Origin of the sequence: Brevibacillus gelatini (genome assembly GCF_003710935.1) — a bacterium.
Classification (GTDB): domain Bacteria; phylum Bacillota; class Bacilli; order Brevibacillales; family Brevibacillaceae; genus Brevibacillus; species Brevibacillus gelatini.
The window spans coordinates 1-20,960 of sequence record NZ_RHHS01000011.1; the positions used below are offsets into that span (position 1 = coordinate 1).

General features: G+C 55.0%; 20 protein-coding genes. 5 read left to right on the forward strand and 15 right to left on the reverse strand.

Features of this window, described 5'->3' with window-relative positions:
* Window positions 1-119 precede the first annotated feature (119 nt).
* From EDM57_RS03135 to EDM57_RS03155, 5 genes are all read right to left on the reverse strand, one after another.
* The gene (locus EDM57_RS03135; protein WP_122903315.1) at window positions 120-986 is read right to left on the reverse strand and encodes an ABC transporter permease; all 867 of its coding nucleotides are present in this window, start codon (window positions 984-986) and stop codon (window positions 120-122) included.
* The gene (locus EDM57_RS03140; protein WP_122903316.1) at window positions 958-1,920 is read right to left on the reverse strand and encodes an ABC transporter ATP-binding protein; all 963 of its coding nucleotides are present in this window, start codon (window positions 1,918-1,920) and stop codon (window positions 958-960) included. Before EDM57_RS03140 ends, EDM57_RS03135 begins: the two co-directional genes overlap by 29 nt.
* A gap of 92 nt (window positions 1,921-2,012) precedes the next feature.
* Window positions 2,013-3,188, reverse strand: coding sequence for an anti-sigma factor family protein (locus tag EDM57_RS03145; protein WP_122903317.1), 1,176 nt, complete (start codon window positions 3,186-3,188; stop codon window positions 2,013-2,015).
* A complete protein-coding gene (locus tag EDM57_RS03150; RefSeq protein ID WP_122903318.1) occupies window positions 3,185-3,733 on the reverse strand; it encodes an RNA polymerase sigma factor SigX in 549 nt (182 codons plus the stop codon). Before EDM57_RS03150 ends, EDM57_RS03145 begins: the two co-directional genes overlap by 4 nt.
* Window positions 3,734-3,834: 101 nt before the next feature.
* The gene (locus EDM57_RS03155) at window positions 3,835-4,536 is read right to left on the reverse strand and encodes an AAA family ATPase (RefSeq protein WP_122903319.1); all 702 of its coding nucleotides are present in this window, start codon (window positions 4,534-4,536) and stop codon (window positions 3,835-3,837) included.
* Between the two features lie 69 nt (window positions 4,537-4,605).
* Between EDM57_RS03155 and EDM57_RS03160 the strand changes: the two genes are divergently transcribed.
* A complete protein-coding gene (locus EDM57_RS03160; protein WP_122903320.1) occupies window positions 4,606-6,030 on the forward strand; it encodes a L,D-transpeptidase in 1,425 nt (474 codons plus the stop codon).
* Between the two features lie 203 nt (window positions 6,031-6,233).
* Here EDM57_RS03160 and EDM57_RS03165 read toward each other — a convergent pair whose 3' ends face one another.
* The 3 genes from EDM57_RS03165 to tkt form a co-directional block, all read right to left on the reverse strand.
* The gene (locus EDM57_RS03165) at window positions 6,234-6,584 is read right to left on the reverse strand and encodes a hypothetical protein (protein ID WP_122903321.1); all 351 of its coding nucleotides are present in this window, start codon (window positions 6,582-6,584) and stop codon (window positions 6,234-6,236) included.
* Between the two features lie 98 nt (window positions 6,585-6,682).
* Window positions 6,683-9,247, reverse strand: a complete 2,565-nt coding sequence (locus tag EDM57_RS03170; RefSeq protein WP_122903322.1) for a transglycosylase domain-containing protein — start codon at window positions 9,245-9,247, stop codon at window positions 6,683-6,685.
* 173 nt (window positions 9,248-9,420) lie between these two features.
* The gene (gene tkt, locus EDM57_RS03175) at window positions 9,421-11,427 is read right to left on the reverse strand and encodes a transketolase (protein WP_122903323.1); all 2,007 of its coding nucleotides are present in this window, start codon (window positions 11,425-11,427) and stop codon (window positions 9,421-9,423) included.
* A gap of 127 nt (window positions 11,428-11,554) precedes the next feature.
* Here tkt and EDM57_RS23085 point away from each other — a divergent pair, with 127 nt between their 5' ends.
* Together EDM57_RS23085 and EDM57_RS03180 are read left to right on the forward strand one after the other, a co-directional pair.
* Window positions 11,555-11,710, forward strand: coding sequence for a hypothetical protein (locus EDM57_RS23085; protein WP_170163360.1), 156 nt, complete (start codon window positions 11,555-11,557; stop codon window positions 11,708-11,710).
* 3 nt (window positions 11,711-11,713) lie between these two features.
* The gene (locus tag EDM57_RS03180; protein WP_122903324.1) at window positions 11,714-12,172 is read left to right on the forward strand and encodes an NUDIX hydrolase; all 459 of its coding nucleotides are present in this window, start codon (window positions 11,714-11,716) and stop codon (window positions 12,170-12,172) included.
* A 33-nt stretch (window positions 12,173-12,205) separates the two neighbouring features.
* On the opposite strand, the gene EDM57_RS03185 is transcribed toward EDM57_RS03180, so the two are convergent.
* The 3 genes from EDM57_RS03185 to EDM57_RS03195 form a co-directional block, all read right to left on the reverse strand.
* A complete protein-coding gene (locus EDM57_RS03185; protein ID WP_122903325.1) occupies window positions 12,206-12,820 on the reverse strand; it encodes a DedA family protein in 615 nt (204 codons plus the stop codon).
* A 251-nt stretch (window positions 12,821-13,071) separates the two neighbouring features.
* Window positions 13,072-13,278: a YqgQ family protein gene (locus EDM57_RS03190; RefSeq protein ID WP_122903326.1), complete on the reverse strand. Its 207-nt coding sequence runs from the start codon at window positions 13,276-13,278 to the stop codon at window positions 13,072-13,074.
* Window positions 13,275-13,673 carry a hypothetical protein gene (locus EDM57_RS03195; RefSeq protein WP_122903327.1) on the reverse strand — a complete coding sequence of 133 codons (399 nt, stop codon included), beginning with the start codon at window positions 13,671-13,673 and terminating at the stop codon, window positions 13,275-13,277. The genes EDM57_RS03190 and EDM57_RS03195 overlap by 4 nt, the downstream gene beginning before the upstream one ends.
* A 182-nt stretch (window positions 13,674-13,855) precedes the next feature.
* Here EDM57_RS03195 and EDM57_RS03200 point away from each other — a divergent pair, with 182 nt between their 5' ends.
* The gene (locus EDM57_RS03200; RefSeq protein ID WP_122903328.1) at window positions 13,856-15,037 is read left to right on the forward strand and encodes an MFS transporter; all 1,182 of its coding nucleotides are present in this window, start codon (window positions 13,856-13,858) and stop codon (window positions 15,035-15,037) included.
* 107 nt (window positions 15,038-15,144) lie between these two features.
* Here the strand turns inward: EDM57_RS03200 and abc-f are convergent, their stop codons facing one another.
* The 4 genes from abc-f to EDM57_RS03220 all read right to left on the reverse strand — a co-directional run bounded on the left by abc-f (window position 15,145) and on the right by EDM57_RS03220 (window position 19,805).
* Window positions 15,145-17,070, reverse strand: coding sequence for a ribosomal protection-like ABC-F family protein (gene abc-f, locus EDM57_RS03205; RefSeq protein ID WP_122903329.1), 1,926 nt, complete (start codon window positions 17,068-17,070; stop codon window positions 15,145-15,147).
* A gap of 465 nt (window positions 17,071-17,535) precedes the next feature.
* Entirely contained in the window at window positions 17,536-18,306 is a 771-nt protein-coding gene (locus EDM57_RS03210; protein WP_122903330.1) for a stalk domain-containing protein, read from the reverse strand.
* A 142-nt stretch (window positions 18,307-18,448) separates the two neighbouring features.
* Entirely contained in the window at window positions 18,449-19,387 is a 939-nt protein-coding gene (locus tag EDM57_RS03215) for an AEC family transporter (RefSeq protein ID WP_122903331.1), read from the reverse strand.
* Window positions 19,388-19,403: 16 nt separating this feature from the next.
* Complete coding sequence (locus EDM57_RS03220; protein WP_122903332.1) at window positions 19,404-19,805, reverse strand: hypothetical protein; 402 nt, start codon at window positions 19,803-19,805, stop codon at window positions 19,404-19,406.
* 316 nt (window positions 19,806-20,121) lie between these two features.
* Between EDM57_RS03220 and EDM57_RS03225 the strand changes: the two genes are divergently transcribed.
* Window positions 20,122-20,940 carry an amino acid ABC transporter substrate-binding protein gene (locus EDM57_RS03225; protein ID WP_122903333.1) on the forward strand — a complete coding sequence of 273 codons (819 nt, stop codon included), beginning with the start codon at window positions 20,122-20,124 and terminating at the stop codon, window positions 20,938-20,940.
* Window positions 20,941-20,960 lie beyond the last annotated feature (20 nt).

Consider the following 20,960-nt stretch of genomic DNA (forward strand, 5'->3'; position numbering starts at 1 on the left):
GCATTTTCGTATAAAAGTCGTTACCTCGACTTCGAGACGCCCCTTCTGTCTGGCAGAAGCGTTGCTATCGCCATGTTTCCAATTGGGAAACTGCCCTTTTGGGACAGTCCCTTTCGCCGTTATACATCGCGCTTTCCAAACAAACGCACGGCCAGCCCCAGCATTACAACTCCATACGCAAAGGTGTAAAAAAGCATCACGTTGCTCGGGGGTGACATCGTGCCGAATAGTCCTTGCGAAGCAAAGGACAGCGGATCGTCTGCCGTGTCAAACAGCGCCACAGTCGCTTGCCTGAACAGCGAATCTGTCGGAAACAGCAGACTGGAAACAATGCCGATGTTGACGAGCGCATCTTGTCCGATGATCGACCCGAGCTGTTCGACAAACCCGCCGATAAAGCTGATCCCGTACAAAATAATCAGGACGATTCCGCCTGTCACTGTCGTCGTGACACTGCTGAGCAGAAGAGAGACACAGATCAGAATGACCGGCATCAGGACAAAATAGCCCATGGAGGACAGAATTTGCTGCCCGCTCACGTCTGCCGCCAGCAACCCTCCCCCCACCCATTGATTGATCCCGAGAATGCCCAAAAACATCAGCATCGCGTAGAGGATGAGCATGCTCGCCAGTCCGCCGAATTTCCCCAGCACGTATTTGTGCCGCGGCAGTGCCCTGGCGAGCCACGTATCGATCTGATGGCTCTCCACTTCTGAGGCAATGCTGCCGACGCTGCTTAATATCGCGAGCAAAGCCGTAATGAAGGAGCCGAAGTACAGCCCCATCCCCAGCAGTTGGGTTGCGAAAAAGTTTTTTTGCAGCAAAACGTCGCTCGCGTTGCCTCCGAGCTCGTTGCCCAGCTCCCGCGCCGCAAACCAGGTAGCCACGCCAAACAGCAGCAGGAAGGCAAGCGACATCATGATCGTAATCGTAAAAATCCGCTTGGAGAGCATCTCCCTATACGTGATTTTCATGATCGGCCACATGCGCTTCCCCCTCCTTCTTTTGCACCCAGTACAAAAATACTTCCTCCAGTGACTGCTGCTTGTGCACAATTTCGTGCACCGCAACACCTCTTCCGATCAACGCCTGCAACAGCTCCGGAACCCGATTGTGTTGATCCAGCGTCAACAGCCACGTGGAACGATCGGCGTCTTGCCGCTGCAGCCGCCGTCTGGTCACGAACGCTGGCAGTTCGTCGCTTTCGGCAAAGCTTGCCGTCTCTACAGTCAGCTCGATCTGGGGAGCGACGCTGCTCAGCTTGCGCCATTCCCCGTGCACGACCAGTTCGCTGCGATGAATGATGCCCACGTAGTTGCAGATGCTCTCCATCTCGCTGAGCAGGTGGCTGTTGAGAAAAATCGTTTTTCCCTGATCGCGCAGTCTGACAATCAGCTCGCGGACTTCTTTTCGCCCAATCGGATCAAGGGCTGAAGTCGGCTCATCCAAAAAAACAAGCTCGGGATCAGAAAGTAACGCGCAGGCGATCCCGATGCGCTGCTGCATGCCTTTCGAGTAGCCGCGAATCCGCTCGCGCTCGCGTCCCGCCATGCCCACCAGCTCCAAAACGTCGCGGATGACGGATTTGCTCTCGATCCGGGACAGGCCGCACAGCTCGGCATGGTGCTCCAGCAGCTGCTGGCCCGTCAGCCAATCGGGATAACGAAACAACTCGGGCAAATACCCGACTTTTCGGCGCGACTCTACACTGCCAATCGGGTGGCCGAGCATCGTCGCCTTGCCATTTGTCGGGTGCAAAAGCCCCAGCATCGTTCTGACAAATGTGCTTTTTCCAGCCCCATTTTGCCCGAGAAATCCAAACACCGAACCGCGCGGCACCTGCAACGTGATGTTTTTGCATCCTGCCTTGCCGTTGTACTGCTTGGACAGCTCCCAAGTCTCGATGACGTAATCAGACATCTGTTGCCTCCTTTTTCTGGCGATAAACGGGACAAAGCAGAGCCTTCCCTTTTAAGGAAAACTCTGCCAGCCTCCGTTTGGATTTGCCTGCTTTACTTCAGCTTCTTCGCCAAAGCCAGCAGCGCTTCTCCGCTCTTTTCACTGCCATCCAGCATGTGAATTTTTCCATCCTGCTGCCAGACGAGATGCGTCTCGTACTTGCCAGTCAAAAGCATGCCATCCGCGCCGTTTACCTTGACTTCCTTCCTGTCGCTCTTTCCGTCAGCCATGTACGGCACCGGAATGGTATGCTTCCAGTCCTCAATCGCGAGCATTTGCTTTTTCACCTGATCCGGGATGAATGGCAGCGCCAGCATCGTCTCGCGCAACTGCCCCAAATCTACGCCCTCCGGCGCTTTCAGTTCCGGCGCATCCACTACGGCGTAGGAATAGCTGTCATTGCCTGTGGCAATCCACGTCTTTTGCATCTTCGGAATTTCCAACGTGATGCGCTGGCCATTCAGCTTCTCGTCGAATTTTGCCTCCACCTGCAGTTGGGCCAACAGCTTGTTTGCCCGCTCGGTGTTGATTTCCAGGTGGACACGATACGGGGACGTGACCTCTACACCGTCCACCGCCAGCTCATCTGGCAGTTCAGGCAGCTTGACGCCCGCTTTCTCGGCAGCCTCTCTGCTGTTGTAGTATTGGTTCCGTTTGTCCTGCTTGCCTTCCTCCATGCCGTCAATCCAGATTTTCCCGATTCCTTGCAAGTCCATCTCGCCGACATTGCCGTTCGCAATCCAGCTTTCCACCTGCTGCAGGTCCTCAGGCGTCACTTTGACGAATTCGACCTTGTTCATGCGGAAAATGGACAGAAAATCGCTGGCGGCTGCCTGTACTTGCGGAAAAGAAAGGGATACGGCCACGACGGCTGCGGCCGATGCTGCCGTCATCCAGCGTTTTGTCGATTTGTTCATCTCTTGCCAACTCCTTTTCGCTCTGTGCTGCCCGTGGCTTTGCCAGTCGTGCAGCTCGCTTTTTTTCGTCTTTCCTACCGTTTGCGAGAAGCGCTGCCATGCTGCTTCGGTATCTACCTTCACCTGGTCTGCCTGGGCAAACACGTGCGCTTCGATTTTTTCACGCGACCAGTCATCCAGTGCCTTCAGCTCTTCCAGAAGAGCCTGACACTGCCCACATTCTTCCAGGTGCGCCCGAAGCTGTGCGCTTTCCTGCGCGTCGCACTCCCCGTCCAAAAACGTCTGCATCAAGCCCGTGTCGGCACATTTCATCCTTCTTCCCCCCTGAACCGTTCATATAGCTTGCGAAACTTGCTCTTCGCTCGCGCCAGAATCGTCCCGACAGAGCCCGCCTGCATCCCCGTCGCTTTGGCCAGTTCAGCATAGGGAAAGCCGGAGTATTTCATAATCAGCAAGGTCCGTTCCCGCTCATCCAGCTCTTCCAGCACTTCGCGGACGTGACTGATCGCTTCCTGTTCCAGCCATACTTCCTCGGACGAAGGCATGACACAAGCCTGATCGGCTGTCCCACGCTCTTGCCTGTCCTGCCTGCGCTTTTCCGCACGCAGATGGTTGTAGGCCGCATAGAGAGCCGCTTTAGCCAGCCATGCCGGAATATTCTCGATGGCGGAGCGGTCTGTACGATAAAAAGAGAGAAACACTTCCTGTGCAATATCCTCTGCGGTTTGCTGTTCACGCACAATCCGCATGATCTGTCGGACAACGAACGGGTAGTAGGCTGTAAACAGCTCGTGAAACGAATCCGTTTCCTCTCTGGCCCGCATCTGGTTCATCGCCAGCTTTGCCTGCACCTCCATCAATCCTCCTCCTTCCTGCAAAGCCACTGTTTCCACACTCCCTGTTGCGTTCTACACCTTATAGAAACCGCCGAAGCCTGTTTTGTGACAGCAGGAAAAAATTATTCCTCAAAAAACGAATCCGGCTTCTCCAGAAACCTCCGGGTCAATTGGTAATGCTCGGTATCCCGATAGCGAATCTGCCGTACCGGGGATTCGTCAAAGGTAAGAATGTCCGCACCGGGGTAGCCCATCAAAATCGGGGAGTGCGTCGCGATCAAAAATTGCGCCCCTTCCTCTACAAGCTCGCGCATGAGGTACAAAAAAGCCAGCTGACGCTTCGGCGACAAAGCCGCTTCCGGCTCGTCCAGCAGGTAGATCCCTTTTCCACCGAAGCGGTTGGTGAACAGGGACATGAATGCTTCCCCATGCGATTGCGAATGCAACGATCTCCCGCCATAGTTTTTCGTGCCGCCAGTCTCGTCGATGTGGCTGGCAAACTGGTAGAAGCTCTCCGCCCGCAGGAAAAAGCCGTTCGTCTGCTTGGGCAGCCAGGACAGCCTGATGTAGTCACCAAGGCTCGCTTCTGCCTTGTCCACGCGGTAGTAGTTGTGGCGGGAGCCGCCCGCTGTGTGAAAGCCGCACTGATAGGCGATGGCTTCGAGCAAGGTGGACTTGCCGGAGCCGTTTTCCCCGACAAAAAACGTCACGCTGGCCGTAAGCTCAATCGCTTCGAGTGCCCGCAAGGATGGCAAGTCAAACGGGTAGCGCCTGGCATCAGGAAACTTCTCGCGCAGCAGCTTGATCGTCCGTAAATAAACCACTATTTTTCCCTCCACACTCACTTTTTTCCCGAACCACGCCGATACAACCATATAGAGGGGGGAGTATCGGTGGACAAGATTTCCTTTCTTCAGGAAAAAAGCGCCTTTCATATGAAATATCCGGAAAAGAGCGATCTCTCCTTTTACCGGTGGTATACACAACAGCATCCCGATGAAGCAATCGGCTGGTATTATCTCGGCCAGGCCCACGAGACCCTGGGAGACACGCAGCAGGCGCTTGCCGCTTACCGACAAAGTCTTTTTGCCAAACAAGGCCCATACTACGACGAAGCGCGAGACGCCTATCAAAAATTGCTGCGCGCACAAAAGCGGCAAGACTGGCGCAGCAGGGTACGCCTGCTGCTTGCTTCACTCGCTTTTTTGTACGCCCTGTTTGTCTTTTCACCCGGACTTTTGCAGGATGGCACGCCGGTTGCCAGCACGCAGCCGCCAGCAGTTCCGCCCAGCACGCCTGCTTTGGCGCAGCCGCACGTCGAGGTGATTGCCGTTCCTTCGACGCTTGGTCCGAAAGAGCTGCAAAACCAGGTGCGGCGCTATGTAGAGGCGCGGCGTCCGCCGCTCACGCAGCCTTATACCGTACTCGTCGTTCCGGAGGTTCCCGGATCGCCGCTCTTTACGCCGTTATTGTTTTACCAGCCCAAACAGGTACTTGGCGTTCTGAAATACAACCCAACCAGCCGGGCGGTCATCAGCCAGCGCTGGTTTGATTCGCCCGCCAGTCTTGAGGCGGAAGCGACGCTCGCCACCGTGCGAGACGACCTGGCAAGCGAGCAGCAAACGCTCCAGCATGTGCTGACCCTCCGCAACGCCCTCTTTCGCTACTATCAGCAAAAAGGGGCCCTTCCTGCCAGTCTGGCAGATTTGGCGGGCAGTTATCCCGGCAACTACTTGCCGCAGATTCCGCTTCCTCCGAAACGGCTGCTCCTCGCAAGCTATCCGTACCATCCACACGCTTTTCGGAGCGGATCAGCCTGGGCAAGCCTGCGCGACGTGCTGCCGCTGCCGGGCTATCCGGAGCCGCTGTCGCCACTTGCGCCACTCCAGATTCGGCTTGCGCAAAAGTCGCATACGCTGCAATTGGTCAGCGGGACGCATCTCGTCCGCAGCTATCCGGCAGCGATCGGCAAAAACGGCTCGACACCGGAGGGCTACTACACGATTTTGCAAAAGATCAACAAACCGCGCGGCCATGACAACATTTACGGAACACGCGGGCTGATTTTTCAAGGCAACAGCTATGCCATCCACGGTACCAACAATCCTAAGAGCATCGGAACGTCCGTCTCGCTCGGCTGTGTCCGGCTGTTCAATGCAGCCGTCGAAGAGCTGTACTCCTTTGTCTCGTTGGGCACGGAGTTCATCATCTCGGATGCCCCGTCACCCGCCCAGCCGTGGAGCAATCCGGCTCCGTTCATCCTTGCGGCGGGTCCAGAGGAAGAAACACCCAACACGGTTTACACCTGGCTGCATTAGTCCGTAACCTTCTGCCTCTGCAAAGACGAACTAGCATCGCCACAGGTTACGCGTAGATTTTATCCAGAAAAAAAAGGAAGATGACTGCTATTCCGACAGCAAGCGGTCATCTTCCTTTTTTGGCAACACGGCACGAAGGCGGTTTGCAACTGAAAAAGCGCGCTCCCGCCTTGGGAACGCGCTGCAATTGTATTGGTATAGCCTTATTTTTCTTCTTCCAACTGACTGATCTTTTCTTCCTGTTCTTCTTCCGGATTCCAGTAATCGAGCACTTTTCCATGCAGAACCTTGCCTTTGATAAATTCCACCTGTTGCTCGCTAAAATCCTCTGTCCAATCGACGCCCAATTCCTCAGCCAGCCGCACGACAGTCAGCAACTCTGACCAGGCGACGTAACGTTTGTACCAGAAAAACTGCGGCTGTTCGTTCATGTATGGGTACAGGTCGTCAAAATCGGTATGTTTACAGTCGAGAGCTCGCTCAAAATTCACTTTGGCTCGGTGTAATTGGTCCTTGAAAAAAGTGGGCAAATTTTTTTGTGCGAAGTCAGACATTGACTGTCCCCCCCCTGTCTCCCGATTTACTTGTATTGTACCACGCGAAAGAAGATGTGGGAATAGCTGAATCTGTCCAATTGTCTATTCCATGCTGTTCAGCCGCCGTTCGTTCCAAACGGATCAGTCTGTTGCTGAGCGCCATCTGCAGGCTGTACGGGCTGCTGATTGCCGCCTGTGAAGCCACCTGGCTGCCCGTTGCCCGGATTCACAATATCTGGCGGAATCTCGCCAAAATTCCCCGGATTGCCCTGGTTGCCCGGATTTCCGTTTTGACCTTGGCCGCCCGATTGTCCGCCGTTATTGTCCGGATTGTCGTTGCCGCCGCCAAAGTTCGGCGGGAACTGGATCGTGCCGTCACCGTTGTCGGTTTCCGTTCCGTCCGGGATTTGTACCTGACTGTTGCCGTCCTCGTGATGGGTTTCCCCTGCATTAATCAGATTTTCCAGGCTTTGCGAGTTAATGCTCGTAATCGGCGAAGGTGTCTGCTCCTCGCCCTGGGCGTTGCGCGGAACGACGACATAGCGGTACTCGGTCGGATCATTCAGCACATCGACGAACGTCGTGTCCTTCCATCCCCCTGCAATCAGCTCGCGCTCGCCATTTGGCTTGACGCGATACACATCATACGTGTAATCGGCGGCTCCGCCAATCCAGTTCAGGACGACCTTCAACTGGTTGTTGTCCAGCGTCAAATCTGCCGCCAGTTGCAGCGGTTGGACTGCTTCTTCCTCCGGCCGTTCCTCCACTACGCCAGCCGGGCGCACGAAGTCGGTCGCCTTCACGCCCTTCAAGCCTGCGGCAAGCACCTTGGAGAACATTTGCGCGGTCAAGCTGCTGCCCTGGCGCATCAAGTGCTGTTTGTCCTCGGGGTCGAAGCCCATCCAGACAGCGCCGACGTATTCCGGCGTATAGCCGACGAACCAGGCATCCTTGTTCACATTGCTGTCCCCGGCAATGGATTGGGTTGTACCTGTTTTTCCGGCAACATGGCGACCGGAAATGCGGGCAGCCTTCCCTGTTCCTTCCTGAACAGCCCTCTCCAGCATCGTGTGAACAGCCCATGCCGTTTGCGGTTTCAGCACCGCCGTCTGGGTTCCTTCATACTCCCGGACGACACCTTCGCTCTTGTTTTCGATTTTCGTGATCGTGTGCGCTTCGGACATGACCCCGCCGTTGACGAAAGCGGTATAGGCTTGCGCCATTTTCAACGGAGACGTCCCTTTGCTGAGACCCCCGAGCGCAATCGCCAGGTTACGGTCCTCCGGCGCCAGCTCGATGCCGAATTTTTGCAAGTAGTTGATGCCTGTTTCGACGCCGATCTCATCCAGCAACCAAACCGCAGGCACGTTGAGGGAGTCGATCAGCGCACGGTTCATGCTCACGGAATCGCTGTATTTGTTGTTGTAGTTGCGCGGCTCATAGCCGTTAAAACTCTGCTTTTTGTTGCTGAGCGACGAATTCGGTCCCCACTTGCTGTCTGTGTCAATCGCTGGCGCGTACACAGCGAGCGGCTTGAAGCTGGAGCCCGGCTGACGCTTCATGTCTGTCGCGTAGTTGAAGCCTTTTGGCGCGTAGTTGCGGCCGCCCATCATCCCGGCGATCCCGCCGTTTTTCGCATCCACGACGATCATCGCCGACTCGACGCCGCGCTTCGCCCCGTCTTTCGGGAAGTTTTTCGCGTTGGCATACTCCGCGATCATGGCATCCTGCACTTTCGGATCAAGCGTCGTGTACACTTGCCAGCCACCGCGGTACAGCTCTTCCTCTGTCACGCCGTACTTGGCTTCTGCTTCCTCTACCATGTGGTCGAAGAAGGCGCGGTAGCCTTTTTTCAGGCTGGCTCCGGCTACTTCCGTCGGTTCGGTAGGCAGCGGCTCGGCTTGCGCTTCGTTTTTTTGCGCCTCGGTAATGATGCCCTGCTCATACATCAAACGGATGACGGTATCCCGGCGCAGCTTCGCCTTTTCCGGGTCGTTGAACGGCGAGTAAGTCGTCGGTGCTTTCGGAATCGCCGCCAGCATCGCTGCCTCGGCGATGGTGAATTTTTCACTACTGACAGAGTGTCCAAAATAATACTTGGACGCATCCTCGACGCCGAACTCCCCTTCTCCCAAATAGACGCGGTTGAGGTACATTTCCAAAATCTGATCCTTCGAGTATCGGCGTTCCAGCCCGATTGCGATACTCATCTCTTTTGTTTTTCGCCAAAACGTTTGGTCCAGGGTGAGAAATACGTTGCGGGCCAGCTGCTGGGTAATCGTGCTTCCCCCTTCAGCCAGTGAACCTTTTTTAATGTCATTGATAATAGCTCCGCCGATCCGGACCATGTCGATGCCCTTGTGCTCAAAGAAGCGTTTGTCCTCGACGGCAAGGAACGCGTTAATCAAAATCTTCGGCATTTCGTTGATCGGCTTGTATTCACGGTTTTTTTGACGAATCAGGCTCGTCATTTCTTCGCCGTTTTTGTCGTAGATGACGGTTGGTTCTGTTCTCAAGTCTTTCAGCTTCTGTTCGTTTTCCGCAATCATCCGGTCTCCGGCATACAACAGGGCAAAGTAGCCCCCGATGACGCTCAAGATGAGAAAGACTGCGAAGCCTACGGCAATCATCAGCAAGTTGTTTTTCTTCTTCCTGACTTTCTTCTTGGCCTTGGTTGCCATTTCTTACCTCCTGGTTTTCTCTCTCCCCCCGCATCTTATATAGACGGATGCTTTTGAAAAAAGTTTCTTCCTTTTGGTTTTGGCACGTGTCTATCATTCCATACTGCTTGCCGTTTGTCACTGGAAAAGCCTATCTCCCTTGGGAGATAGGCTTCTTACGGCTGCAAAACGATTTATTTGAGCAGTTCCTCTGCGGTTGCCACGACATTTTCAACTGTGAAGCCGTACTCGCGCATGATGCGCTCACCTGGTGCGGATGCGCCGAACTGGTTGATCGCGATGACTTTGCCGCCATCTCCGGCGTAGCGCTCCCAGCCCATTGGCGAGCCCATTTCCACTGCTACCCGTGCTTTTACGGTTGGCGGAATGACTGCATCGCGGTATTCCTTCGGCTGGCGCTCGAACAGGTTCCAGCTTGGCATGGAAACGACACGCGCTTCGATGCCGCGGGAGAGCAGTTCTTCGCGGGCTTGCATGACAAGCGATACTTCGGAGCCTGTAGCCAGCAGGATGAGCTGCGGGTTGCCGCTTGGCGCATCTGCCAGTACGTAAGCACCTTTTGTCACGCCTTCTGCCGCTTTTTCGATTGTCTCAGGCAGGACTGGCAGGTTTTGGCGAGTGAGCACCAAAACGACTGGCTCGTCTGTGCGGGATACCGCGTATTTCCACGCTTCGTTCGTCTCAACGGCATCAGCCGGACGCAAAACGGTCAAGCCTGGCATCGCGCGCAAGGAAGCGAGCTGTTCGATCGGCTCGTGAGTTGGACCGTCTTCACCGACTGCGATGGAGTCGTGCGTGAAGACGTACACAACAGGCTGCTTCATCAAGGCAGACAGACGGATCGCCGGACGCAGGTAGTCCGAGAAGACGAAGAACGTACCGCCGTATACTTTCACGCCGCCGTGCAGGGCCATACCGTTGAGGGCAGCGCCCATGGCGAACTCGCGGACACCGAACCAGATGTTGCGGCCATCGTAGGAGCCTGGCAGGAAGTTGCCTGCTTCCTTGATAACGGTGTTGTTGGAGTGAGCCAGGTCAGCAGAACCGCCCAGGAAGAACGGAACGGTTTTCGCCAGCGCATTGATCGCGTTGCCGGAAGCTACGCGCGTCGCCAGCTTGGCTCCTGCTTCGTACACAGGCATGCTCGCATCCCAGCCTGCCGGCAGATTGCCTTCCAGTGCTGTCGCAAATTGCGCAGCCAGCTCCGGATACGCCTTGGCATACGCCGCAAACTTGTCGCGCCACGCTGCTTCCGCTTTTTCGCCCGCTTCTGCCAGGCTTGCGTAGAAGTCGGCTACTTCCTGCGGCACGTGGAATTCACTTTCATGCGTCCAGTTGTAGTTCGCTTTTGTCAGCTTCACTTCTTCTTTTCCGAGCGGAGCGCCGTGAGAAGCGTTGGAACCGCCTTTGTTTGGACTGCCGTAGCCAATGACGGTTTTGACTTCGATCAAGGCAGGGCGGTCCAGGTCTTTTTTCGCTTCCGCAATCGCAGCTTCGATCGCTGCCAGATCGTTTCCGTCCTCGACACGCAAGTATTGCCAGCCGTATGCCTGATAGCGGGCCGCCACATTTTCCGAGAAAGACATGGACAGCTCGCCGTCCAGGGAGATGTCGTTCGAATCGTAGAGCACGATCAATTTGCCGAGCTTCAGGTGAGCTGCCAGGGAGGAAGCCTCGCTGGACACGCCTTCCATCAGGTCGCCGTCGCCGCAAATGACGTAGGTGTAGTGGTTGACGATGTCAAAGTTGTCGCGGTTGTAGACAGCCGCCATATGTTTTTCCGCCATGGCCATCCCGACAGCCATCGCGATCCCTTGTCCCAAAGGTCCGGTCGTCGCATCAACACCAGGCGTATGCCCGAACTCCGGGTGGCCTGGCGTCTTGCTGCCCCACTGGCGGAAGTTATGTAGGTCTTCCAGCGAAACATCGTATTTCATCAAATGCAACATCGAGTATAATAGCATAGAGCCATGTCCCGCAGACAGGACAAAACGGTCGCGGTCGATCCATTGTGGATTTCCAGGATTTACCTTCATAAAACGGCTCCACAGAACATGAGCCATAGGGGCAGCGCCCATCGGCATTCCCGGATGGCCGGAATTGGCTTTTTCGATGGCATCAATCGCCAACGTGCGGATCGTGTTAATGGATAGCTGATCGACAGACGTATGCTGAGTCATCTCGCGAAATCCTCCCTGTGCTTTTCTATAAATCACGTAGTATTCGGGTAAAACACACTGTGACATTATAGCACAGTTCAAGGTCAGATTCATGCTTGCTTTCATCCAACAAGGAGGTCTTTTTCGAATGTCTTCTACCATCTACCTCATCATCGGAATTGTGCTGGCTATCGCCGGGTTCGGCATGCTGTTTGCCGCCATGAGCAGCTCGCCTGCGCTGAAAAAGAACAGGGAAAAGCTGCGCAGAAAAGCTGCAGAAAATCATCGTCCGGAGGAAGGGTGAACTATGCGAAAGTATTTTACCATGCCGGTTGCCGTGCATCTTTTTCTATTGAGAGGCAACGAGATTTTGCTGCTGCGCCGCTACAATACAGGCTATGAGGACGGAAATTACAGCGTCCCGGCCGGACATCTGGATGGCAACGAGGAAGTCAAGGCAGCGGCCATCCGCGAAGCCCGGGAAGAGTGCGGCATCGAGATTGCTCCGTCTGACCTCTCGCTCGTCGGCGTCATGCACAGGCGCTCCAGCGACGAGCGAATCGACTTTTTTGTCGCCGCCACAAGCTGGCAAGGCGAGATCGTGAACGCCGAACCGCACAAATGCGACGAGCTGGTCTGGGTGGACCTCGACCAGTTGCCGGACAACGTCATTCCGTATGTGAGAAAAGCCATTTCCAATTACAGGAAAGGCAAGTGGTTTGACAGCTTCGGCTGGGAGCAGCCCGCTGCGTTTTCCCTGACATGAAAAAGAGCCGGCTGTCCTGGGTGTTTTTCGCTCTCAGGCAGTCGGCTTCTTTTGCAATTCTCCCCTGTGCTTTGCACTTGTGGCTCGCGTCCAAATTTTCCTGCGCATGTACTGACGAGTCGTGATGTAGGAGACGCAAGCCACCCCAACTGTCCCCCATGCAATTTTCCTGTACAGGTACACTCCTGCGAGCAGTGCGTCCAGCTCGTCGGTGAACCAGTAGCCCATGAGAACGTAATGAAGCGTCCAGACGAACGTGCCGGGCAAAAAAAGCAGCAAAAGCTGGCGCAGCGGCAGCCGAAACAAGCCCGCAGCAAAAGGAACAAGGTAGCGAACCACCGGGATAAACACGCTGATCGCCAGCACCCAGCCTGCATACTCCCGCTCCCGTTTCCAAAGTCCCCATCCCAGGCGCAGACGGCGGCTGAGCAGTCGGGCCAGAACAGGTGCGCCAATCCACGCTCCGGCGAAGTAACTCGCCGCCACACCGATGAGCGCCGCCAAAAAAACGGCTGTGTACACAGTGGAAAATACCGCATCCTCATGGGCGATCTTTGCACCCAGGCTCATCACCGAAACTTCATCGGGAACGAGCTGTCCCAAAAGTTCTGTCCATAGTTCCCGCAAAAACGCTGTGCAGTCTGTCATTGCCACCGCCGCTCCTTCTCTCCATTCCTGTCTCCATGCTACAGGGTAAACCTTTCGAAAATGGAGAGAATGCCTTACGTTTTTGGAAAGGATTTCTGAAGAATTTCTTAAGAAAATGGCTGAGGGGCAGCAGAAAAGCTGGCTGAACCAGGCGATCAGCAGGCTTGGCCGTTTTTGTGCACAAAAAAACGCGCTTATCACCGCCGCATCCCAGGAGCGGCAGATAAACACGCCTTGTTCCTTTTTTTCGGTTAGATGCTGTCCAGCGCCTTGCGCTTGCTACGCACGGCTGACATGGCCTCCATAAACTCTTCCTTTTCAATCACATTCAATTCGTACAACTCGCGAATCTCGTCCTCTATCAAGAGCAGATCCCCCTCCGGGTCTCCCGTGTAGATGAACAAACCGAAGCGGTGCAGAAACGCCTTTAAATCGAACTCATCAGGGTTCGCTTTCAATGGGCTCCCTCCAGATCGACTTCCATCCTCGCGAGGACGGCATCGTAGTCAAACTCGACAGCAAATCCGGTAATGACGATAATCTTCGCATGCGGATACGCTTCCTGCCACGCCTGTTCCTCTTCAGGCTTCAAACCGACAATGTAGAGCGGGTCTTTGGAAAGCAGGGGGTGCTCCTGGCACAGACGCAAAAATTCGCGGCATCTGTCCTGCTCCTGTGCGGCATTCAAGACGAGGACCGCGCGCGTCACCTCATTCGACTCCCGTTGCCCGGCGATCAGCTCAAACGTTTTCGCTGTCGGCACGATTGCATTCACCTCGGGAAAACGGTCGAGCACTTCATCCAGCCAATCATCTTCTTGCCAGGCCAGGTAGTACAGCATTGCAGTAGACATGTAACAAACACCTCATGGATATATACTAGACAACCTGCAAAACGATTCTTGTTTCTTTTCCATTATAGCATGCGGGAAGCGCCGCTGCCCACGCTGCTCGCTTGACTTCGACACTTCGTTCACGTAAGGTGGAAAATGCAAGCAACCAGCAGCTGATTTTTGTGTGAAACGAGGTATATGTTGTGAATAAGAAGTACCTGGCCCTCTTGTTCTTCATCGCCTTTTTGACCATGCTCGGGTTTGGCATCATTATTCCCATCCTCCCTTTCTTTGCAGAAAAACTGGGGGCGTCTTCCTTTCAAATCGGCGTTTTGTTCGCGAGCTACAACATCATGCAGCTTTTGTTCGCGCCTGTATGGGGAAGCCTCTCGGACCGGATCGGGCGAAAGCCGCTCGTGTCATTTGGCCTGCTCGGCTTTGCCGTCACGTTCATCCTGTTTGGGATGGCTGGCAGCTATACGGAGATGCTCATCTATCGCGTCCTTGGCGGCATCGTCTCCACAGCCGCTCTGCCAACGGTAACAGCCATGGTCGCCGACCTGTTCCCGTCTGAAGAGCGGGCAAAAGGAATGGGCGTGGTCGGTGCCGGCATCGGGCTCAGCTTTGTGTTCGGCCCCGTCATTGGCGGCCTGCTCAGCGGGTACGGGTTTGCCATTCCGTTTTACGCTTCGGGAATCGTTGCGTTCGTTACGTTCCTTTTCATTCTTGTCGCCTTGCCGGAGAGCCTTCCCAGGGAAAAACGGGCGAATCTGCAAAAACAAGCGCGGGAAAACCCGTTCACTTCCTTGTTCGGCTCCCTGTCTTTGCTCTATGCGATCCTGTTTGTCGTCTCGTTCGCCTTTTCCGGGCTGGAGACGACCTTTGCGCTGTTCATCAGCGACTTGTACGGCTTTACGTCCAAAGACCTTGGCTACATGTTCCTCGTCATGGGCATTATTGCGGCTGTCGTGCAGGGCGGCCTGATCGGCAGGCTGGTCAAGCAGTTCGGAGAAGCATCGGTGCTCGCGCTGGGGATGATTTTTTACGGTATCGGCTTTTTCGCGATTCCGCTGTTCGGCAGCTTCTGGGCGCTCGCGTTGATTTTGTCCTTGTTCGGGGCTGGTCAAGGCATGATCCGGGCGACCGCTACCGCGATGATTACGCAGCGCACTACGCAAGGACAAGGCGTCACCAGCGGGGCGATCAGCTCGATGGACAGCCTTGGGCGCATTCTGGGTCCGCTGGCGGGCGGCGCGGTCTACCAATTTTCGCACAGCGGTCCGTTTTTCCTTGGCGGCGTGCTGATGGCGCTGATTTTGCTCTGGTTTTTCCGCAGCTATCGACGGCTGCCCGAACCGGGAACGACTATGCAAACTTCGAATTAAGCAAAAGCCCGTTTGTTCGCCAAACGCCAAAGGCAGCTGAAAGGCCGCAGACTTTTTGACGTCTGCGGCCTTCGCTGCCTTTTTGCCTTGCTCCTCGTCCACTTCGCCTACGCTTCTTGCATCTGCATCCAGGCGATGTACAACTCATCCATTTCTTCTTGTACCCGCTCGCTTTCCTTTTGCCATTCCATCAGCTGCTGGTAGTCCGCCCCTGCCTGCAAAAGCAGCCTGTTCCAATGCTCTTTTTGCTCTTCCAGTTTGGCAATTCGCTCCTCCAGCTCGGACAGTTTGAAGTGGTTGAGGCGTTTGGTCGGCGTGTCATGAGAAGGACTCGCTTGCGGCGCTGCCTTGCTTCCTTTGTCTTTCGCTTCCTCCCCGTGTCTGTCAGCCTGCGCTGCGCTGCGCCGCTTCTGTTTTTCCCGCGCTTCCTCATAGCTGCCGACGTCATGGACAAGCTGTCTGTCCTCCACCCAAAAGACGCCGTCGACCATCTTTTGCAAAAAATAACGGTCGTGGGAGACGATGAACAAGGTGCCGTGAAAATCAGCGAGAGCTTCTTCCAGCGTTTCCCGCGATTCAATATCGAGGTGGTTGGTCGGTTCGTCCAAAATGAGCAGGTTGATGTCCTGATGCATGAGCTGAGCCAGACGCAGCCGCATGCGCTCGCCGCCGCTCAACTGGCTGATCCGCTTGAAGACGTGCTCGCCGTAAAACAGGAAGCGCGCCAGCAAGTGTCTCGCTTCTGCCTCCGTCACCTTCGCCACGTCGCGGAACACGTCGATCACCCGCTGATTTTGGTCCCCTTCCAACGCTTGCTGCGACAAATAGCCAACCTTGACGCTGCTGCCCAGTTTGAGCGTGCCCGCATCCGGCTCGATCTCGCCCAGGAGCATGCGAATCAACGTAGACTTCCCGCAGCCATTTGGCCCGAGCAACGCTTTTCGCTCCCCGAAGCGCAAAAGCAGGCTGGCGTCGGAAAACAACACCTTGTCCCCGTACGCTTTGTGCACGCCTTTTGCGATCAGCACATCCTGACCGCTCCGGTCGGTCTTTTTGAACTGCAAGCCCATCCGGTCGGCTTCCATTTTCGGCCGTTCGATCCGCTCGATTCGCGCCAGCGCCTTTTCCATGCTCTTCGCCCGGCGGTGAAACGATTCGTTCGGCGGGTTGGAGCGGTTGCCCCACTCCTTGAGCCGCTTGATCGTCTCCTGCATCTTTTTGATCTTTTTCTGCTGCTCCTGATAGGCGGCGAACTGCCGCAGCAAGCGCTCCTCCCGCTCGGTGACAAAAGCGCTGTAGTTGCCGATGTAGTATTCCGCCTCTCCGCCGTCGACATGGTAGATGGATGTCACGACGGCATCCAGGAAGTAGCGGTCATGGGAAATAATCAGCACCGTTCCCGGATAGCTCTGCAAAAATTGCTCCAGCCACTCCATCGACTCCACATCGAGATGGTTGGTCGGCTCATCCAGCAGCAGGACATCGCTTTTTTGGCACAAAAGCTTGGCCAGACCCGCCTTCGTTTTTTCTCCCCCGCTAAGCTTGGCAAAAGGTGTCGCCAACAGCTCCGCGCTGATGCCCAATCCTTGCGTCACCTGTGCCATGCGCGTCTCCCACTGGTAGCCGTCCAGCTGCTCAAATTCGTCCTGCAGCTTCTGGTAGCGCTGCATCAGCCGGTTCAGCTCAGCCTCGTTTTCATAGAGCAGGGCCATCTGCTCTTCCAGCTCGCGCATCTGCTGCTGAAGGTGGCGGACATCGGCAAACGCGCTTGCCACCACATCTTCGCCCGTCCAGTCTGCGGGATATTGCGGAGACTGCGGCAAGTACGCCCAGACCGTTCCTTTGGCGCGGTACAGTTCGCCCGCATCCGGGCTTTCGATTCCGGCGAGCAGCTTGAACAAGGTCGTTTTCCCCGCTCCGTTTGGCCCGACGATTCCTACCCGCTCGCCCGCTTTGATTTCCAGTGTAACGCCTTGCAGAACCGGATCGGCTCCGTACGATTTTTGCAATTGTGTAGTCGCGACGATAATCATAAGTTCATTTCCTCCCTGGTTGTTGGTAACGGTTCAAAATAATGGACTTCCCTGACTGGCCCCGGCCGACTTTTGCCCCACACTTGCCCGCACACAGGCAAAAATGGACGCAAAAAAGCCGCAGGCCAATACCTGCGGCATCGTAAAGGGAGCCACTTGCAAGCGAAGACGCTGCAAGTCAGTCACCCACTATAAGCAAGAACAAACCGTCCCTGGTCGATGCATGGTACGCCTATGGAAACTCCGTTCAGTTGTATGGCTAAAAATGGGCAGACTGATCCCGTTGACAGAAAAATCATGTGTCATGCTGGAAGTTTCTACCACGAACCATGCCTGAACGGTTCCGAACACGTACATACACCTCCATTTCCAAGGATAGGTAAATCTTACCCTCTATCATATAACAGTTTCACGCCAAAAACAAGCGTCGGAAACGCTTTCCGGGGCAACGCCTGCTGTCCTCGCTCAGCCCTCAAACAAAGGCTTGTTCGTATCCGCATCGATGAACGAAATCGTCGTGTACGGCGGGAGCTTCACCTTTGCCGTCAGGTACGGATAGGCGATCACTTGCGGATACATCATCCCCGGTGCAGGGTCCGTCTGTTTTACGTAAACAAACAGTTGCTCAAAGCTTTGCTCAACCTTCGTCACTTCCAGACCATAGCCGGGATGAGGGGTCTGTCCACGGGCGATGACGTACAAATCTCCCCGCTGATGAATACCCTGCTTTCCTTTGACAGACTCAATGAATGCCTGCTCTTCCTTGCTCAACTGTGTTTCATCCACGAGGACAAACGAATCGTTTTGTGTTTTGGACACAATTTCCACCGCCTTTTTCTCCGCATTCCAGGCAATCTCATGCCCTGCCTGCTCCACGAGCCAGCGCAGCGGCACGTACACCTCCTTGTCGCGGACAAGCGCAGCCTCGCCGCCTGCTACCGGCTTGTCGTCCACCGTCACTTTGCCTGCGTCCAACTGGAACACAATCGTTCGCTTGCCCAGTTTCAACTGCCCCTTTTGTCCGTCGAGCGTCCAAACTCCTTGCAGCAAGCTGGCTGCATCCTTGGCGTGTACATATGTTTTCTGCTGGTGAAGAATCGCCTGCTTTTGCAGGGCTGCCGTTTTTCCATCGACCAGGACGATTGTCGTCTGCGTTCCGTTCGCCGCCGCAAGAGCCGGGGGCACGGCAAGCAGTTGGAGGCTCAGTGCAACAGCCATCCATGCCTTTCCTCTCATCGTTGTTCCTCCATTTCATTGCTGTCGGATTGTTTCTATCTTGTTAGACTTTCCCTCGTTCTTATTCGTTTCAGGGCGATTGCCTAAAAAAAATCGGCCTGCCATCTGCGACAGGACCGGTTTTTCGTGGTGTAAGAAAAAATCAGTGCAGCAGCCAGTTTCCCATCAGTACAACGGCTGGAATCGTCAACAGCGCCAGCAGTGTGGAAAACACTGTCGTCATCGCGCCCATTTCCTCATCCGCTTTATACCGCCCAAACAAAATCGAGGCGAGCGTCAAGGTAGGCATGGCTACCTGTACAAGCGTGACGCTGACAATATCTTTGTCCAGCGAGGAAAGCGACAGCAGCAAGGCCGTCAGCAGCGGAAAGACGAACAGCTTGAAGGCCAGCGGCATCCCGAGCAGCGGCAGGGATACTTGCGGCTTGTTGCGCAAAAACAGCGGAAGCAGCATCCCGATATACATCATGGCGAGCGGCGAAGCCAGCTTCGCCAGCGTGCCAAACAGTTGCTTGACCGGCTCCGGCGGGGCAAAGCCGACGAGGGCCGAGCCCAGCCCGAACACAATGGCCAGCATCGGAATATTGACAAGCGTTTTTAACCCTTTCAACGAAAACGAGCCTTTTTCCTGTAGCATCATCACCCCGACCGTCCAGAGCACAACGTCCACGCCAGCGTCAAAGATCGCCGCCAGCAAGGCGCCTTTTGGCCCGAACAAGGCTGCGCACAGCGGAAGCCCGATGAAGCCTGTATTGCCAAGCCCGGACAGAATGGCGATTTCACGCCGTTTTTTCGCAGGCAGCGGCAGCGCCCGTGCCCCGGCCCAGCCAAGAAAAATGCCGAGACAGTTCAAGACAACCGAAATGGCGAATATTGCAAAAATTTGCACCAAAAGCTGCTGGTCGATTTGCGTTCGAAAAATCCCGTCCAAAATGATGCACGGCATCGCCACATTGACAATGATCGTAATGACAAGCTGACGGGAATCGGCCGTCAGCGGCTGGCGATAACCGATCAGGCTACCGATGCCGATAATGACGGCCATGATGAGGACGGATTGCTGCAACGTTTGAAATTCCATCGCCCGCTTCCCCCGTTTACACTTCCACAGGCTGCCACTGCAGCTCTTGCGGTTCGCCTTTGTCACATGTTCGAAGCAAATCGCCGCACACCGGAACGGCCTTTTCCAGCGGGATGCACCAGGAAATCGGGAACACCGCCTCGTCGCCCTCGATGACAAGCGACGCCATCACTGCACTCTGCTCGCCCGTGGTCAGCACGAAATGCTGCTCACCCGGCTCGTGCTCCTTCCATTGAACCAGCACCTTGCCTTTGTTTCCGCCAGCCACCACCAAATCCACATGGTCGCCGTACGCCGCATGCACAAGCGTTCGGCTCTCGCCGTCCAACTGCGCGATTTCCCTCAACACTTCATGCCAGGCTACGTGCTTTTGCTCTGTTTTGCTTGCATCCGTATACATACGCCAGTCGTTTAACATGCTGATTGACTCCTTTTATCGGTTCGTTGTTGTCGCATCTATTTCATCCTTTTTTCTCGCCAAAAAGCAGGCAAATGCCCGAGGTCGTACTCATTGTACGCTATCTTCGTCCACTAGCTCAACCACTACTTGCACAACGGCTTCTGCCACACACATAGCTATGGTGCAATTGGAGAATCCTGATAGAAGGAACCCGTTCACAAAAACCAATTCAAAGTAATTTAATCGGAATTACTATTTTTATGATTGACAAAGCCCGACAAGCCTACTACTATGAATCCATGAAAATTCGATCAACATAAAGGGGATTTGCATCATGAAAAAAGTCATTTTCTCCACTCTGCTTTCTTGCCTGTTGTTGGGACTCGTTGGCTGCAGCAGCTCTGGCGCACCTTCCCAATCCGATAATGCAACACAGCCAGCCGCGGCGCAAAACCTGCTGGAAAAAGTAAAAGCGGAGAAAAAGCTCGTCATCGGGACGGAAGGTACATACTCGCCGTTTACGTTCCATGACCAATCCGGCAAACTGACCGGATACGATGTCGAGGTTGCAACCGAAGTCGCCAAGCGCCTTGGTGTCGAACCTGTATTTCAGGAAACCCAATGGGATGCCATGTTCGCCGGACTGGATTCCAAGCGCTTTGACGTGATTGCCAACCAGGTAGGGATTCGCCCAGACCGCCAGGAAAAATACGATTTTTCCAAGCCGTACTCGATCTCCCGCGCCGTTCTCGTCACACACAAGGACAATACAACTGTAAAAGACTTCGCGGACATCAAAGGCTTGAAGGCCGGCCAGTCCATGACCAGCAACTACGCCGACCTCGCCCGTTCGCACGGAGCGGAAATCGTCGCCGTCGACAACTTCAACCAGGCGATTGACCTGATCGCGCAAAAACGCGTCGACGTCGTCATCAACGACAACCTGTCCGTGCTCGACTTCCTGAAGCAAAAGCCTGACACACCTATTCAAATCGTGAGCAAAAACGAAGAAGGCCAGCCTACCGCGTTCATGTTCCGCAAAGGTAGCACAGAACTGGCGGACGAAATCAACAAGGTGCTCGATGAAATGCAGCAGGACGGCACTCTGAAATCCATCTCGGAAAAATGGTTCGGCGAAGACATCACGAAGTAATCGCTCGTTGACAAAATTGT